General features: G+C 67.4%; 15 protein-coding genes. 9 read left to right on the top strand and 6 right to left on the bottom strand.

Going from position 1 to position 15,147, the window contains the following annotated elements; translation table 11 throughout:
• Positions 1-120: 120 nt before the first annotated feature.
• The 5 genes from ACNJ7E_RS43850 to ACNJ7E_RS43830 form a co-directional block, all read right to left on the bottom strand.
• On the bottom strand, positions 121-1,041 hold the full coding sequence (locus tag ACNJ7E_RS43850; RefSeq protein WP_418342736.1) for a C39 family peptidase: 921 nt from the start codon (positions 1,039-1,041) through the stop codon (positions 121-123).
• A gap of 120 nt (positions 1,042-1,161) precedes the next feature.
• Positions 1,162-2,031, bottom strand: coding sequence for a hypothetical protein (locus ACNJ7E_RS43845; protein WP_418342735.1), 870 nt, complete (start codon positions 2,029-2,031; stop codon positions 1,162-1,164).
• Between the two features lie 202 nt (positions 2,032-2,233).
• The gene (locus ACNJ7E_RS43840) at positions 2,234-4,129 is read right to left on the bottom strand and encodes an Hsp70 family protein (protein WP_418342734.1); all 1,896 of its coding nucleotides are present in this window, start codon (positions 4,127-4,129) and stop codon (positions 2,234-2,236) included.
• Positions 4,130-4,369: 240 nt separating this feature from the next.
• Positions 4,370-5,797, bottom strand: coding sequence for a GTPase (locus tag ACNJ7E_RS43835; protein WP_418342733.1), 1,428 nt, complete (start codon positions 5,795-5,797; stop codon positions 4,370-4,372).
• Positions 5,794-7,686, bottom strand: a complete 1,893-nt coding sequence (locus ACNJ7E_RS43830) for a dynamin family protein (protein ID WP_418342732.1) — start codon at positions 7,684-7,686, stop codon at positions 5,794-5,796. The genes ACNJ7E_RS43835 and ACNJ7E_RS43830 overlap by 4 nt, the downstream gene beginning before the upstream one ends.
• Before the next feature lie 250 nt (positions 7,687-7,936).
• Between ACNJ7E_RS43830 and ACNJ7E_RS43825 the strand changes: the two genes are divergently transcribed.
• From ACNJ7E_RS43825 to ACNJ7E_RS43815, 3 genes are all read left to right on the top strand, one after another.
• Positions 7,937-9,205: a DUF7373 family lipoprotein gene (locus ACNJ7E_RS43825; protein ID WP_418342731.1), complete on the top strand. Its 1,269-nt coding sequence runs from the start codon at positions 7,937-7,939 to the stop codon at positions 9,203-9,205.
• Between the two features lie 386 nt (positions 9,206-9,591).
• Positions 9,592-9,846: a hypothetical protein gene (locus ACNJ7E_RS43820; RefSeq protein WP_095869667.1), complete on the top strand. Its 255-nt coding sequence runs from the start codon at positions 9,592-9,594 to the stop codon at positions 9,844-9,846.
• A 436-nt stretch (positions 9,847-10,282) separates the two neighbouring features.
• Entirely contained in the window at positions 10,283-10,825 is a 543-nt protein-coding gene (locus ACNJ7E_RS43815) for a helicase associated domain-containing protein (RefSeq protein ID WP_418342730.1), read from the top strand.
• A 116-nt stretch (positions 10,826-10,941) separates the two neighbouring features.
• Here ACNJ7E_RS43815 and ACNJ7E_RS43810 read toward each other — a convergent pair whose 3' ends face one another.
• The gene (locus tag ACNJ7E_RS43810; RefSeq protein WP_418342729.1) at positions 10,942-11,655 is read right to left on the bottom strand and encodes an HNH endonuclease family protein; all 714 of its coding nucleotides are present in this window, start codon (positions 11,653-11,655) and stop codon (positions 10,942-10,944) included.
• 294 nt (positions 11,656-11,949) lie between these two features.
• Between ACNJ7E_RS43810 and ACNJ7E_RS43805 the strand changes: the two genes are divergently transcribed.
• The 6 genes from ACNJ7E_RS43805 to ACNJ7E_RS43780 all read left to right on the top strand — a co-directional run bounded on the left by ACNJ7E_RS43805 (position 11,950) and on the right by ACNJ7E_RS43780 (position 15,003).
• Positions 11,950-12,456, top strand: a complete 507-nt coding sequence (locus ACNJ7E_RS43805; RefSeq protein ID WP_005255841.1) for a hypothetical protein — start codon at positions 11,950-11,952, stop codon at positions 12,454-12,456.
• On the top strand, positions 12,453-12,749 hold the full coding sequence (locus ACNJ7E_RS43800; RefSeq protein ID WP_418342728.1) for a hypothetical protein: 297 nt from the start codon (positions 12,453-12,455) through the stop codon (positions 12,747-12,749). Before ACNJ7E_RS43805 ends, ACNJ7E_RS43800 begins: the two co-directional genes overlap by 4 nt.
• Positions 12,746-13,093, top strand: a complete 348-nt coding sequence (locus ACNJ7E_RS43795) for an RES domain-containing protein (protein ID WP_418342727.1) — start codon at positions 12,746-12,748, stop codon at positions 13,091-13,093. Before ACNJ7E_RS43800 ends, ACNJ7E_RS43795 begins: the two co-directional genes overlap by 4 nt.
• Before the next feature lie 621 nt (positions 13,094-13,714).
• A complete protein-coding gene (locus ACNJ7E_RS43790) occupies positions 13,715-13,948 on the top strand; it encodes a hypothetical protein (protein ID WP_418342726.1) in 234 nt (77 codons plus the stop codon).
• A 59-nt stretch (positions 13,949-14,007) separates the two neighbouring features.
• On the top strand, positions 14,008-14,247 hold the full coding sequence (locus ACNJ7E_RS43785; RefSeq protein WP_418342725.1) for a hypothetical protein: 240 nt from the start codon (positions 14,008-14,010) through the stop codon (positions 14,245-14,247).
• A gap of 252 nt (positions 14,248-14,499) precedes the next feature.
• Positions 14,500-15,003, top strand: coding sequence for a hypothetical protein (locus tag ACNJ7E_RS43780; protein WP_418342724.1), 504 nt, complete (start codon positions 14,500-14,502; stop codon positions 15,001-15,003).
• The last annotated feature ends 144 nt before the right edge of the window (positions 15,004-15,147 follow it).

Genomic DNA, 15,147 nt, shown 5'->3' with positions numbered 1-15,147 from the left:
CCGGACCGGCGAAAGGTTCCCGCCGAGCCGCCCGCATCTTTCGGAGCACCGCCACCCGATGTCGGTGATGGCCTCTCCAGTGTGCACGTCCAACCTGTTGTCGGTGGGTAGCGACTACCGCTACAGGTCGATCATCGCCCACCGGCGATCGGGTGCGGCCACCGACTTTGCCTCCGGGTCTGGGTGGTCGGTCAGGTCGGGATCGGGGGTGTCGGCGACCAGCATTTTGCGGCCCGAGTCCGCCCATGCGTCCTCGAACTGGTCGATGGGCACCTCGAGCTGGTTGCCGTTCGGGGCGCCGGGGTCGGAGAGGATCACCACTCCGCGGGTTTCGTCGATGCCGGCGACGATGAGGAAGTGGTCGGCCGTCTCGTCTTCCCCGGCTTCTTGGTCGGGGTTCCAGATCTCCCCGGAGTCGACCATCGCGATCACCCCGTAGCCGTCCTCGAGCTTGGTTTTCAGGTCGTCGATCGAACTGTCCTGCACGGTGCAGGGCACCCCTTGGTCCTCGAGGAGGATCTCGAGGTTCGGCAAGGTCATGCCCTGCGCGGGGTCGCCGTCCTGCATGAGTCCGAGTTCGAGGGCCCGGTCGACGAGTTGTTCGGGGTCGTCGATGACGACGCCGGTGTACTGGGCGATCATTTGGGCGGCGCTCGATGGCCCGCAGTAGCCGTCGACCTGTTGGAAGAACCAGTTCACCGACCATTCCACCGGGTCCCCGTACACCCCGTCCCCGCCCGCACCGTCGACCGGGGAATCCGGAGCGGTGCCCGGGTCGACCGCCGGTTCGGTCGCGTCCTGCGGCCGTGCGAGTGGCGGGGGCTCGGCGAGATCCGGGCCGAGGGTGCTCAGGTCGATGACAGACAGGTCCACCGGTCCCGTCCCGTCGGCGACCTCGACGAACGGGTCGTCCTCAAAGACCGGTTCGGGGATCGCGTCGAGGCTCTCGTCGATCGGGACCGGTTCGCCGAGGTAGGTGTCGTCGTCGAGTGGGCTGGCGGACCAGGCTGCTGCGTCCAGGTCCGCGGCGATGTCATCCATTCGGTGCTCTCCCGGTGTGAGGTTCGGCCGCAATACAAGTCGGGGGGTGCGGGTTGGACTGCACCCATGGGCCAGAGAAAGGCTGGTGGGCGCCGCCCGCACGGCGGCCCAGGGGTGGGGTCAGGCCAGGTCGGTGGCGGTCTGGTCGGCCGGTGTCTCGGTCGGGTACGTGTCGGCCTGCTCGTGGTAGTGGTCCTCGGCGGGGATGAGGGCTTCGAACTGCTCGATCGACCCGAGGTGCCCGTCGGTGGCGGTGTCGAAGGACTCCTGGGTGCCGTCGTTGTCGGTGTCGGCGGTGCGCAGGTCGAAGGTGCCGTCCCCGTTGGTGTCGACCAGGGTGTCGTTGGTGATGCCGTCGAGGTCGGTGTCGAGGAGGGCGGTGTCGAAGCGTCCGTCGCCGTTGCTGTCGATCAGGTGCACGTCCGGGTTGCCGTCGGCGGTGGTGTCGAGCCGGGTGTCGGTGATCCGCCCGTCCTCGATGACGTCCTGGCGGACCGGTGCGCCGGTGGCGGGGTCGAGGTGGGTCGCGAGGTCGACGGTTCCGTCGTCGTCGAGGTCCTCGGCGAGGCGGATCCCGGTGGCGGTGGGGGCGATACCGGTTTCGTAGGTGCCGTTGCCGTCGGTGTCCTGCTCGACGAGGGTGATGGAGCCGTCCTCGTCGATGTGGGTGATGGTTTCGACCCCCTCGATGCGGGTGTGGATCAGGTCGACGTTCCCGTCGCCGTCGACGTCGCGCGGCGAGTAGTACTCCCCGCCGGTGCCGGCGCCCAGATCGGTCTCGCCGGCGGTGCCGGTTCCCGGGTCGGTGTCGGTGGCGATGGGGCCCGGAGCGGTACCGGCTCCGACTGGGTCGGCTGCGACCGGCGGCTGCTCGCTAGCGGCGGGGGCGGGGGTGTAGGTGGCGTCCTGCGGGTCCCCGGTTAGGTTGGGGCTGGGCGAGGTGGTGCCGGTGGTGGTCGGGTTGTCCTGTGCGCCGCGGGGGTTGCTCATCTCGAATCCTTGTCCGTCGAAGGTATTGGCCGGGAAGCGTGTTCCCTGTGCTGTCGAGAGTTAGATGCGGTGAATGGTCCGAAAGGTTCCCGGACTTCCTGAAAAACTTTGCCCCCGGCCGCGACCTGGGGCGAAAGGCCTGCACAACAACTGCGCCCGCCCGAAAGAAGGACGGGCGCAGTCTCTGCGGCGGCGGTGGGAGTTAGTTGATCAGGCCGGCGCGGGAGAGGAACGTCTTCGCCCCGTCGAGGCCCTGGGCGTCGCTGAAGCTGGCCATCACCCCGGTCGAGCTGTTGGCGTACCAGATCGAGTAGGTGTTCGCGTAGCCCGGACCGTCGATGTGTGCGGCTGCGGTCCGCGGGATGTTCTCCACGATCTCGTTGTCGGTCGAGGTGGTGTCGTTCTGGAAGCCCTGCCGGATGCCGAGGACCCGTTTCTTTGCTTCGGCGGGGTCGACGCTGACGATGATCGATTGGTAGTCCTGGTCGGAGATCCCGGCGGTCAACGCGGTGCCCTCTTTCAGGGTGCATTGCATCTGGAGGCCACCGTTCTCGGTTTCCCCGTTGGTTTTGCAGTTCTCCAGATCTGTTCGCAATGCTGCTGGAAGGGCTGCCAGTACAGCCTCTTTCGTGGTCGGAACCTGCGTGTTTCCGGTTCCGGAGGCGCCGGCCTGCTCGGCGTCGGCGGTGTCACCGGCGGCGGCTGCGGTGTCGGCGGGCGGCACCTGATCAGCGCCTTTGTCTCCGGTGAGGGCAATCGCTCCGATGACGCCGGCGACGACCACCACGGCGGCGGCCGCGGCGCCGATCACCGTCCACTTCTTCCTACCCGTACCGGTGCCCGCCGGCGCCGGCGCTGGTGTGGGTTGCCATGTCGCTGTCGTTCGGTCCGGACCGGACGGCGGGATGGGTGCCGTTGCTGCCGGGCCGTCGGGTCGGGACGGTTGCGACGGTGGGGTGGGATGGGTGTATCGCGACCCGACTCCGCCTGCGGCGCCGGTGTTGCCGAGGCCGCGGACGATCGGGGCTGCGGCCGCGATCGCCCCCTGCGCGACGACGGTCTTCGGGTCGTCGAGGGTGGCGATCGGTCCGAGTGCTTTGAGGTGTTCCTGCACGATCGGGATTCGGGAGGAGCCTCCGGTCAGATACAGCGCGTGCAGCCCGGTGGGGTCGGTGACGTGGGCGTCGGCGAGGGTTGCCCGGGTGAGGGTGACCGCCTTTTCCAATGCCGGGGTGATGAGCTCCTCGAACTCCTCGCGGGTGATCTGGAACTTCTCGGTGTGCCCGCCGCCGGCGACGGTGATGGTCGCGGACGGCGCTTCCGAGAGCAGTTCCTTGGCGCGGCGGATCGAATCGTCGAGGGCGTGCCGGATGTCGATCGGCGCCGATCGTAGGTAGTCGCCCAGTTCGGGGTTGCGGGCGTCGAGTTGTTCGTCGACCCATCGGCGGATGTAGGCGTCGAAGTTCTTGCCGCCGAGGCCGTTGTCGCCGCGTGCTGCGACCACGTCGAATGTGCCGTGGTCGTTGGCGGCCAATACGGCGATGTCGAGGGTGCCGCCGCCGAAGTCGAACACTGCGATCTTCGCGCCTGGGGGCAGGGTGTTCGACCGCGAATAGTAGTGCGCCGCTGCCCGTGGTTCGGACACCGTGGTCACCTGGGAGGGGTCCAGCCCGAGTTGGGCGGCCGCGTCCAGGAGTACCTGTATCTCGCGTGGGGACCAGGCCTCCGGGTGGGTGAGCACCAGCTGGGCGGGCGCCTGCCCGGCGTGTGCGGCCCGGGCCCGGGCCATGACCGAATCGAGTACCGCGGCGACCGGCACCGACGATGGGATCGCGTAGCCGTTGACGTTTACCACGCCCTGGCCGATCACCCGCTTCGGTGAGGGCATGTAGGCGGCGGGGTTGGTTTCGGCGCGGTTGGTGGCCACGTCTCCGACCGCGATCTGGTGTGGCGATTCGACGAACACCGCCGAGGACATGGTGGTGCGGTTGTGGCTGAGTTGCAGTGCTTCCACGGCGCCGCTGACCGCGCCGGTGTGTGCGGCGGCGGTGTTGGAGGTGCCGAAGTCGATCCCCAGCAGCCAGTCCGGCCTAGACATTGATACCCCTCGTGATCGAGCCCCACGGATTACGACCGGCGGCCTGTGCAGCGCGGCCGCGCCCGGGCATCATGTCACGGCGGCGCGGGGGCGGTGGCTGCGGCGTTCGGTAGAACATCACGGGTTGGTCCTTCCACAGGGGTGTGCGTCGGCGGTTGATAGTTCGATGCGCGTCGCAGGCGAAAGGTTCCCGCCCCGCCCCCACTGATTCGCATGGGGCTGCCGTCATGGGGGTTCGGGTCAGGTGGCCGCGAGGGTGCTGTAGGTGTGCGCCAGCACGATCAGGGCGGCGTCCTCGGCCGCGGTCATCGTCGACAGCGCCTGCGTGTGCGCCCAGCTCAGCTTCTGCTGCGCCGTTGCCCGCACCTGGTCCGGGCCTGCGCTGTCCGGGAGCCCGAGCTGTCCGGCCGGGGTGTGATGTTCGAGGAGCCTTCGCAGTTCGGTGGTGACCGGGGAACGGGGATCGGCTTCGAGCATGGACTTGAGGTGTTCGAACAGCACCACGATGTGCAGGGCGGGGTCGCGGCGCAGGTGGTCCACGACGCCGCGGATCTGGTCCCGGGCGGGGTGGGTGAAGGCGAGTTGGTCGAGTTCGCGGATGATCCGGCTGGCCCGGTGCACGGCGGCGAACCGGCCCAGATGCTGCGAGAGCACTCCCCGCAGCTGTGGGATCCCCGAGTGCGTTGTCAACCACTCGTTCAGGGTGGCGGCCCCTTGGGCGGCGACGTCGCGGCCATGGATGATTCCGTATTCGCCGACCAGATCGAGGAGCCGATCGCGCACCGCCTCGGGCACCACGGTGGGTGTATCGGTGTCGAGGAGGTCGAGCACCTCGAGCGGCCCGTACCCGGTCAGTGACGCCAGCGCGCGGGCATCGGCCTCGGTGAGGGCCCCGGTGTGGGAGGTTTCGGCGAGCAGCCCGGCGATCGGCATCACCGTCATGACGGTGTCGGCGAGCCGGTCCGCCAGGACTCGGGCGTGGGCAATTGCGTGCTCGAGCGGGTTGCGCTGCCCTAGTGCGCCTTCCCCGAATCCGTCGGCGCGGGAGAGGACGCCGAGGGTGTTCAGCGGGGTGAATCCGAGTTGTTTGAGGAAGGAGATCTCGTCGGCGCGGGGCGCGGAGTCGAAGAGGAACACCGCGGCGTCGGCGTCGACGGAGGCGGTGCGGGTCTGCTCGAACCCGTCGATGAGTACCCGGCGGGTGCGGGCCTCGTTCTCGGCGGTCAGCGTGGCCAGACCGGGGGTGTCGGCCAGGGTGAAGTCGCGGATCGCCGCCGAGGGTAGCCACCGGTGCAGGTAGGCAACCTGTTCCGGGTCGACCCCCAGGTCGGCGGTGTGGCCGCGGGACAGGTGCAGCGGGCGGCGGGAGCCGTCGAGTAGGACCACCTGGGCGCGGGAGGGGGCGCCGTCCTGGTAGACGGCGACGATGCTGGTGGCCTCGAGGGCGGCGGTTTCGGCGACCGGCGCCCCGATCAGGGCGTTGACCAGTGTCGACTTGCCGGCCTTGAGTCGGCCGACGATCACGATCCGTGGCGGGGACCAGAGGATCTGGCCGATCCGGTTGGCGTGCGCGGCCAGATCGGGGGCCAGGCCGGCGAGTGCGTGCAGCGCCCGGTCCAGGCCGGCGCGCACCGGATCCCAGGCCGGTGCGGTGGGGGTGGCCGTCATCGGGGATCACCGCCCGCGTCGGCGGAGGGTGTGGTGTGCGTGGACAGTTCGGCGATCAGGGATTCGGCGCGGGTGATGTTGTTTTCGACCACCCGCAGGTTGTTCTGTAGGCGGGTCAGCTTTTTCTCCCGGGTTGCCTTGTCGGCCCGGGCGGTGTCCTCGGCGTCTTTGATCTGCGCCTGCAGGGTTGCGATCGAGGCTTTCACGTGTTCGCGGTAGCGGATGACGATTTCCGGGCGGGCAAGCGCCAGGGTGGATTCGAGCATCCGGGAGGTGGTGGTCTTCGTGGTCGCGATCGTCTCCCGCAGCCAGCCCAGCAGGTTCGTCTTCCCGGTCCGCATCGCCTTGAAACCGAGATTGAAGCCCACCCAGGCGACTCCGACGACCGCTCCGACGCCCATCATCGCCGAGACCCCGATCAGACCGCCGAGCATCGACGAGCCCATCACTCCCATGGTGATCATCGACGGATCGAGGAGTCCCTGCCGTTTGCCGGCGACCTGGTGGGTTTCGAGGGTGCGGTTCGACAACGTCGCGAGGACCTGCTCGGAGATTTCGTGCCAGATGACCTCCGAGGCGAATCTCGGTTGAACGATCTGGGTGTAGAGCTGCTCGAGGAACAGGTTGACCGACCCCGCCATCGCGGCCTGGAAATCGCGCTCCATTTCCGCGGTGAAATGTTGCGGGTTCCGGCGCAGCACCGCCATACCGTTCTTGTTGATTCGGGTGGTCCACTTCTGCCGGATGTCGTCGAGGCGGCGGTCGAGGTCGTCGGTGGCGTGCTGGCGGATCAACGTCAGGTCCCGTTGCAGGTATTGCTCCCACTGGGTCGAGTGGTCCTTGAGGCCCTGCAATTCGGCTAGCTGTGCGGTCAGGTCCGGGATGACCTCGCCGCTGCGGGTGATCGCCGCGATTTGGGTGCGCAGATCCGTCGCCAACGTGCGCAGCCCCTCGACCGCGGTCCGTAGCCCGGTGATCGCCGGGAGATGTTCGGCGATGGCGAGTTTCGAGTCGATCAGGTTGCGCAGCTCGACGATCCCGGACCGTGCCTCGGCGTGGTCGCGCTGCGGGCCGGGTGCCATCTCGGCGGCGATCACCGCACGCAGACTCGATACTCCGACCACCGGAATCTGCCGGCCCAGGTGCCGGACCAGGAGTTCTCGGTCTTCGTCGACGATCGGACGCCAGCGGCGGATGTTCTTGTCGGTCTTGGTGACCACCACGATCAGTGATTCCACCGCGGACCCGGTCTTGTCGATGAACGCCATCTCTGGCGCCGTCAGCGGGGTGGTGGCATCGCACACGATCACCAACACGCATGCCTGCGACGCGGACGCTTCGGCCAGGACCGCGTAGGACGGGTCCAGTCCGCCCACCCCGGGGGTGTCGATCACGGTGACGTCACCGAGCCGGCTGCCGGCCACTGGGACGATCGCGCGGGTGGGCAATTCTTCGATCCGGCTGTCGGTGACGTGGGTGCCCTCGCACGAGACCCAGTCCGCCAGCTCGGCGTGCGGGATTTGCTCGGTTCGGTCCGGGAACAGGATCCGCGCCGTGCCGCCGGGTTGCTCGGCGGTGGCCTCCCCGAAGCTGATCGTCGTCGATGTCGTCACGTCCACCCCCACTGGGGAGGCGCCGCGCCAGCCGACCAGGGCATTGACCAAGGAGCTCTTTCCCCGCTTGACCTCGCCGACCACGACCACCGAGCGGGTCTGTTCCCTGCTTTGGGCGCGCTGTTCGGCGAGGTCGCTGATTGCGTCGTACCCGAACGGGCGCAGGATCTTGTCGGTGATCGACGAGAGCAGCACCTCGGCGCGCTCCCGCGGCGGCGTCTCGGCGGCTGGGGAGGCAACGGTGGCCGGTTGCCCGGCTGGGGCTGCGGATTCCACGCCCTCTCCCCTTCCCGTCGTTGATCTGTGTGCGCCCGGGTGTGGGCGCCGTCGAACCCTAGCGTGACCGGGCCTGGGCCTGCATCGCCAACCGGCCACCTCCCCCCACGGCGGGTGGGTGTGACGAAGGCCACCGGAAGGGTGTGGGAACCTTCCAGGCGGTCGCGGCCTCCAACTACCAAGACCACACGCTCCCGCCCGGCGACGCCGACACTCGCGGGGGTGAGACAGGGAAGGGATAAACAAGACGATGAGGACAACCACGTGGATGCCGGCGGCCGTGCTCGCCACCGCAGTGCTGTTGGCCGGCTGCAGCAACGCCGACACCACCGCCGAACCCACCGGTAAATCCGGCGGAGACCAAACTGCGACCGCGAGTGTCGATCCAGCCGCCCTCGACACCGGCAGCTACCCGACCAGTCCGGCCCCCGAGTTCGGGCGGGCCACCCAGGAAACCATCCTCGACGTCGACGGGCAGCGGCTCGCCGAGTTCACCGTCGTTCCCTTCGAGATCGACCCGGAACTGACCTCGGTGAAGATGCCCACGATGGTGATGCGCAGCGGCAAGAACCTCGGTGTCGTCCTCAGCGACGCCGCCGGGGACATCGCCCACAACCACCAGATGCTCTACGGCTACGTCTCGACCGCCGCCACCCCCACCACGAAGACGACCGATCCGTCCCGGTCCGTCGTCCAAGCCGTGATGCGGTTCAACAACCCCGAGGACGCCGCCGCAACCGCCCGCGAAATCCACCAGAACCTGCTCACCGTCGACGACGGCACCGGCCTCGAGACCGCCGAAAACATCGACATCCTGCCCAACACCCTGGTCTCGACCGGACAGACGAACTTCGATGCCGGACCCGAGGTCTCGGTCAACGCGTTCACCCCCCACGGGGACTACCTGCTCTACACCTGGGCGAAAGCCCCCGCCGCCGACAAGGACTGGACCGCGAAGGCCGTCGCGAAGTCCCTCCAACTGCAAGAACCGCTGATCGACCAGTTCCCGGCCACCCCGACCCGCGCCCAGAACGGTGGACAGTCCGCGCAGCTGCCCATGATCGACCAGGACAAGGTCCTGATCTACGCCCTCCCCGAAGAAGACGCCCAAGCCCAACTCGGCGACGACATGGCCGCCTACGGCCCCCGCGGGATGGCGCACCGCTCCACCAACCCGCCGCTGACCTACAAGATCCTCACCGACGCCGGATCCGCCCACAACGCCGTCTACAAGACCACCGTCTACCGGGCCAAAGACGATGCCGGCGCCGAGACGATCCTCACCGAGTTCTACAACGACCTTCTCGCCGAAGGCTTCACCGCAGCCCCCACCCCGCAGGGCCTGCCCGACGCGAAATGCGCCACCAAGGACACCGTCAACGGCACCCAGGATTACTGCATGGTCGCCAACGGGCGTTACGTCGGCGAAGCGAGCGGCACCGACAACAAGAAGGACGTCGATCAGCAGATCTCCGCTCAGTACCTGATCCTCGAGCACGCTGACCAGAACGCCGAATAACCAACGCTGGATACAGCTGACACCGCGCCCTGTGGCTGTGGCCTCGCCGACAACGGCGAGGCCACAGCCACACTCATCCGACGGGCGTCGCGAAACGGGCGTCAAGATCCGCGGTGGAGACCTCCGGACACTGATCGCCGGCGAGGACACCCACTGACCACGATCTGACCCCGTGCAGGCCCGGACGCTCCAGGAGCGGCGCCTCACCCCGATGCCCCGGCACGTGTCCGTCACCGCTCGCCTGCCAGGACCGATCTGCCGACATCCCTTGCTACCGTCGGACAGTGCGCTCATATCTCAGCAGTCGTGGCCCGTTGTACTGGAACCGGATCCAGCAAGAAGCCAGCGATCGGTGGCTCACCGACGGCAGCCGCGGATTACGAGGCATGACACGCACACCGCCACCGCTGAGCGACCATGAGTGCGCAACCCTGGTGGCGGCGCTGGTTGAAACAACGGGCGGCAGGTGGCCAGCCACACAGACTCGGATCGCCCGACTCCTCACCAGACTCGACATCGACGGCAACGCACCGGAAATGGCACGAAAAATCCACACGTTGATCGCCGATCCCGACTGGCCCGCCCACGCTCTCGAAATCGAATCCAGCGCCACCGAGTGGTGGCTGCAGGCATCCCGCTGATGTGAAAGCCCGCCACCAGGATTCCCGATGGTGGGCATGTCCGTCGTCTGAGCGAAATCGTGGGAATGCCTAGGTTGAGGTCGTCGCACGACTGCACGTCGGTGCGAGCCGAGTTCTTGCCGATGCACTGCCCCGCCATGGCTGACCTTATTGGCAGTAGGAATTGTCGGCCGTGGCCACGGGTCTGGCCTCGCAATCGTGGACAACACGGGATGCAACCTGGTGATCACCCCAGCGATCGCACTGATCACCCTGCAGTTTTTCCGAGGAATAAGACATCACCGGCCATCGGCCGTAGGGATCTGTTCCAGCAGCGCATCCCCTTACGTTCTGTGGGATAGTCCTGCTTTCTTGCAGAATCGTCAAACCGATTGACATACTTGGAATAATGACAAATTCGAAGACGTGCGACGGTTTTCGGAAGGATGCGATATCAATGCGCGCCACCCAGTCCGCGGCCTCTCCCCTTCAGCTCTACCGCATTTTTCGGCGTCAACATCCTCGCACTGCGATCCCGGCCGACTACGTCACCGAAGACGGCTTCCGACTGGGGCGTTGGCAAGAGCGCCAGCGAGTTGCCCGCATGCTCGGCACCCTGCCGCCCCAACGCATCGCGCAACTCGATGCGATCGGGTTCCTGTGGAGCGACGACGACGATGTCCCCGTTCCGGCTGTGTCACGTGCCGACAGCAAGCGGCGGCGAATGCTCACCGAAATCGCTGCGTACCGCGAAGAGCACGGCAACGCGCTGATGCCCGCGAACTACGTCACCGCCGACGGCGAACAGGTAGGCCAGTGGCTGTATCGGGCGGTGAAGAAGTGGCGTGCCGGCGCATTGCCCGACGAGGAGCGTCGTCCGCTCGCCGCTCTCGGGGTCTCCCCTGGTCCACGGCCGCGGGGGCCGCGAACGTCGGCACAGCACACCGGATCGGCAGTCCATCGCCGCGACCGGCGGCTTTCGGCTCAAGCACGGAGCTGAGCACGAATCCGCTGGCTGCACATCCATTCCCGCAGTCGGATGAGTTCTCTCTTACGTCGGGGGGAGCGATGGTGGCCACCATTGCCCCCGCGGCCCGAACCCAGGGGTGGGTGTCGTTAGCAGGAGTGCAGGACCTGACTCATCGCGTCCTTCTCCGCCTGGGTCACCCACAGCCGGTAGAGGGCTTTGACGTCGATCTGCCGCGAGACGTAGGTGCACCGGTAGCTCTTGTTCGGCGGCAACCAGGATGCGGCGTCGGAATCGGACTTCTTCGAATTCGTGGGCCCGTCGACCGCCTGCAGGTTCCGTGGGTCGTTGGCCAGGTCGCGGCGCTGCTCCGGGCTCAGTTGCTGGGCGCCCTTCTGCCACGCATCCGACAGCGCGATCACGTGATCGATCTGCACCGCAGTGGAGGTGTCCTGGCCGCGAACGAACGCGATCGTCGTGCCGGTGTAGGTGTCGTGCAGGGTTCCGGTCGCCACGACACAGTCCCGCGTGCTGGTTTTGTAGGTCAGGTCGACCAGGTCGCGGCGGAGGATGTCGTTGCGGGTGTCGCAGCCGTTGTGGCCGCCCTCGACGCTGTTGTCGTCGGACCACGATGGGCCGAACTGTTCTCGTGTGTAGCCGGTCTTGGGGGCGCGGCCCTTGACCGCGAGGGTGTCGAGCTTCGCCAACGCCGGTGCCGCATCGAATACCGGCGCGGGGGCGGCCGGGGCGCCCCCGAGTGACCCGGTGCCCGGATCGGCATCGGCGATGGCCGAGCACCCGGTCAGACCGATGACGGTGGCCGCACCGAGGGCGAGGAAGGCGGTCCGGGGGCGATGGCGCATGTGTCTGTTCTCCTGTTACCGGTGGGGCTGGTGTGATCGCAAGTATTGCGGGTGCCTCCGACAACTGTGTGAGCGCTACCGACTGAGGCGGACCGCGGGTGACGCAGCGTTACCGAGCCAGACGATGATGTCGGATGTTTCGAAGCGTGCCCGGCGAGACCGAACACTCTGCGACCGGGCACCTCGGGGCCGCCTGATGCTCGGTTCCCTCTGCAAAAGTTCTAACGCCTACTCCGCACGCCACTCCAGCTTGACCTGGTTGACTTGACCTGGTTGACCGTGGATGATGAAGGCATGAGCACACCACTGCGGGATATCGTGGCCGCCGAGCTCGCTGCCAGCGGTCTCGACCAGACCGAGCTGAACCCGGGCGACGCCGCGTACGTCGAGAACGGGATCCGCGGTGTGCTTTCCGGACTGAAGGCCCGCCGCGCCTGGGAGAACCACATCGGGGCGATCCTCACCCACAAGCAGGTCCTCGAGGTGACCGGCTGGACGAAGCAGGCCCTGAGCCAGGCGGTGCGTGATCATCGAGTCCTGCGCCTCGAGGCCGAGGACGGTTCCGCCGGATATTCCGTCGCGGGGTTCGACGGTGCCGCTCCGGCCCGCCCCATCCTCGGGGTCAAGGATGTCCTGCGGGTGTGGGCGGACGCCGACGGTACCGGGTGGATGGCCGCGTCCTGGATGATGACCGAACAACCCGAGCTCGGCGGCAGGACGCCGCGGCAGGCGCTGCTCGACGGGGACGGGCCCTCGGTAGTCGATCTTGCTCGTGCGGCCACCGGGCGGCTCGCCGCGTGAGTTCATCCCGCACTGCTCTGCACCTGCTCGCACCCCCACCACCGGAACACCTGCACGACCGGTTCCCGTCTTGGCGCTGCCCGGCTGGGACGGAGGTGTTCCGGTGTCACGGCGCCGAACACGGACCGCTGTGGTTCGCCAACGCCGGGTATGGCAGGTTCGACCTCGCCGACACCCAGGGCACCTGCTACACCGCCGAATCCGAGCAGATCACCCTGGTCGGAACCTGGGGTGGTATGCGAGTGATCCCGAGTACCGAACTCGGCGCCCGCGCGGTCTCCCGCATGCAGTGACCACCGACCGGAGGCTGGCGGGCCTGACCTCGAACACGGCCGCCCAGTTCGGGGTCACCGCCGAGATCTTCACGACCGGGAATTACCAGCTGACCCAGATGTGGGCATCCGCTCCCCACGCAGCGGGGTTCGACGGCATCCGGTACTGGGCGCGGCACGACCTCGCCCACACTCACGCGTGCCTCGCGTTGTTCGATACCGCCGGCGCCCGCTCCACCGAAGGGGAAGAAGTCGCGGCATACTCGGTCGTCACGACCAGCACCCTCATCGAGCGCGGCGACCTGATGCAGGATCTTCAACAGGACACCGGGATCACCGTTCTTCCCGTCCCACATTCACTGTGACGCAACCACCCTGACTATCCGAGGCTGACCCCAAGCTGCTCGAGAAGGAGGGTGGGGAGGGGACGTGCGAAATTTGTCCAGCAGTCTGCTGGACAATTTCTACATGGATGGAACCGGCTTGCTGCTGCGCGCGTCCAACCGAGTATGACGATGCGCCCCGATGACCCGAATCTCGACGACTTCGTCCGATGGGAACTCGAGCTCTACCGACAACGAAACGCCGAACGACGAGGAGTGGCCTCGCCACCTGATCCACGAGAACTCGATGCCCCACCCGCTGACTGATTCCGACCCGATGGTCGCCGAGCCGACCGGACAAATCATTAGCACTCGACCATTGAGAGTGCTAAATTCTCTTTAATCGATGGCACGGCCCCGTGAGAAGCCGCTGGGCCCAGTCACAGTCGCTGGTCCCGGTGCACGGCAAAGCGCTACCGGGTCGGGGCAGTGATGAAAGGTTGCCCTTGATCGGCACATCCGGCGTCGCACCACCGACGACCGGACCACCCGACGCACTGGAGGAGGATCATGACCGCCGCTACCTCGCAACCATCAGGCGTCACCAGTGACGGGCGTTCCTCCGGGCGCGCACGCCGGCGAACGCCGCGCGGTGGATCGCGGTTGCCCTCCGTATCGATCGCCTTGGGGGCGTTGTCCATCGCGTCGTTCTGGGTGGTCGGACTCGGGTTCGTCCTGGGCGTGAGCGCCGTAGGGTGCGGTGCTCTCGCCACAGCCCGGTCCGGCGTAATCGACGATGAGTCCGCATCGCTGCGGGCGTTGCTCGGCGTCGTCGCCGGAGTCGCGGGGATCACGGTGTCCGCGATCGCGCTCTTTCCGGTGCTGGAGTACCTGTGACCCGCGCACCAGCCCCTACACGCCCCGTCCTCAACTTGTGGAAGGATCCGCACCAACCCGTGACCGCCGTCCCCGACTCCCACTTGCCCATCACACAGACCACCCTCGACACCAGTCGCGACGACCCCGCGTCGACCGGCGAGGCGCTCCTCGAGTCCTGGGAAGCGGGAATCGCCGTGACCATCGGCCTGGCGCTGCTGACCACCCTCGTGTGCACCGTCCTCGGGTCCTTCCCGCTCGCCCTTCTCGCGCTCGTCGCGGTCGCCGGCATTGCCGGCTTGATCACCGCCGCCCTCTGACACTGCCCGCATGCCCCGACCGCCGGCGTGTGTGTTCCGGTGATGGGCGCAGTGTCACCCCGTCCTGCGTTCGTCGCGCCTCGATGGACCCGGAACAGACCCTGCGCTCCCCAGTAACACCACGCATCCGAGTGGGTCGGCAACCTGTTGTCAGTTACCTCGAGGTAGGTCTCGTACTCGAATCGTTTTCGTAGGGTGGGACTCTCAGGAGATTCACAGCCACTGTGGGGCGAAGTGATGCGACGATGAAGCATGCGCCGCCATCGTTGGCCGGCCCTCGCGCCGCCCACCACCGGAGGGATCACCGTGCACGCGGGCATGCCGATCGCGGCCGAGAAGGACCTCACCCTCGAATTGTCCGCCGCGACCGCGTTCGCGTCCGGGCTTCTGCTGCGGTTCACGCTATCCGTCACCGGTGTCCGCGCCGACTTCGCGCGCTACGAAACCCGCCCGCTTACCGACCCCCACGACTGGTCGGCGCAGTGGTCCTATCTGGCCGTGCGCATCCACGCCGACGACCTGGGCGGCCCCGCCGACCCGTTCCACCCGGTCCCCGACTCCGACTCCGCCTCCGGCCCGGAGGGATCCGGGCCGTACCGAACCACGCCGCAGTACTGGATCGGCGCCTACCCGACCACCGGATCACTGACCGTCACCACCAGCTGGCCTCAGGTCGGACTCCACCCCACCTCGGTCACCCTCACGCTCGGACCCAGCCCCTTCCCCACCACCTTCGGGTCCGATGCCCGTCGGTGACGGTGTCCGACTGTGCTCGACGAGTGTGAATGCCCGGGCCGCTGTTGACGGTTCCTGGTTATCGGAACTGACCGGTACCGCACACAGGCGTCTGACGCTCAGCCGATACGGGCAGTCGCGCACATCGGGCAACGGGTGGTCTCG

The organism is Rhodococcus mengyinensis (assembly GCF_048381435.1).
GTDB lineage: Bacteria > Actinomycetota > Actinomycetes > Mycobacteriales > Mycobacteriaceae > Rhodococcus_F > Rhodococcus_F opacus_D.
This window is presented reverse-complemented; position numbering and strand designations above follow the sequence as displayed.

Bases quoted from the DNA above. Each gene is read 5' to 3' on its own strand.
- ACNJ7E_RS43850 (WP_418342736.1), bottom strand. From the start codon at position 1,041: ATGGATGACATCGCCGCGGACCTGGACGCAGCAGCCTGGTCCGCCAGC.
- ACNJ7E_RS43840 (WP_418342734.1), bottom strand. From the start codon at position 4,129: ATGTCTAGGCCGGACTGGCTGCTGGGGATCGACTTCGGCACCTCCAAC.
- ACNJ7E_RS43815 (WP_418342730.1), top strand. From the start codon at position 10,283: ATGCGCGCCACCCAGTCCGCGGCCTCTCCCCTTCAGCTCTACCGCATT.
- ACNJ7E_RS43805 (WP_005255841.1), top strand. From the start codon at position 11,950: ATGAGCACACCACTGCGGGATATCGTGGCCGCCGAGCTCGCTGCCAGC.
- ACNJ7E_RS43820 (WP_095869667.1), top strand. From the start codon at position 9,592: ATGACACGCACACCGCCACCGCTGAGCGACCATGAGTGCGCAACCCTG.
- ACNJ7E_RS43835 (WP_418342733.1), bottom strand. From the start codon at position 5,797: ATGACGGCCACCCCCACCGCACCGGCCTGGGATCCGGTGCGCGCCGGC.
- ACNJ7E_RS43780 (WP_418342724.1), top strand. From the start codon at position 14,500: ATGCGCCGCCATCGTTGGCCGGCCCTCGCGCCGCCCACCACCGGAGGG.
- ACNJ7E_RS43845 (WP_418342735.1), bottom strand. From the start codon at position 2,031: ATGAGCAACCCCCGCGGCGCACAGGACAACCCGACCACCACCGGCACC.
- ACNJ7E_RS43810 (WP_418342729.1), bottom strand. From the start codon at position 11,655: ATGCGCCATCGCCCCCGGACCGCCTTCCTCGCCCTCGGTGCGGCCACC.
- ACNJ7E_RS43825 (WP_418342731.1), top strand. From the start codon at position 7,937: ATGAGGACAACCACGTGGATGCCGGCGGCCGTGCTCGCCACCGCAGTG.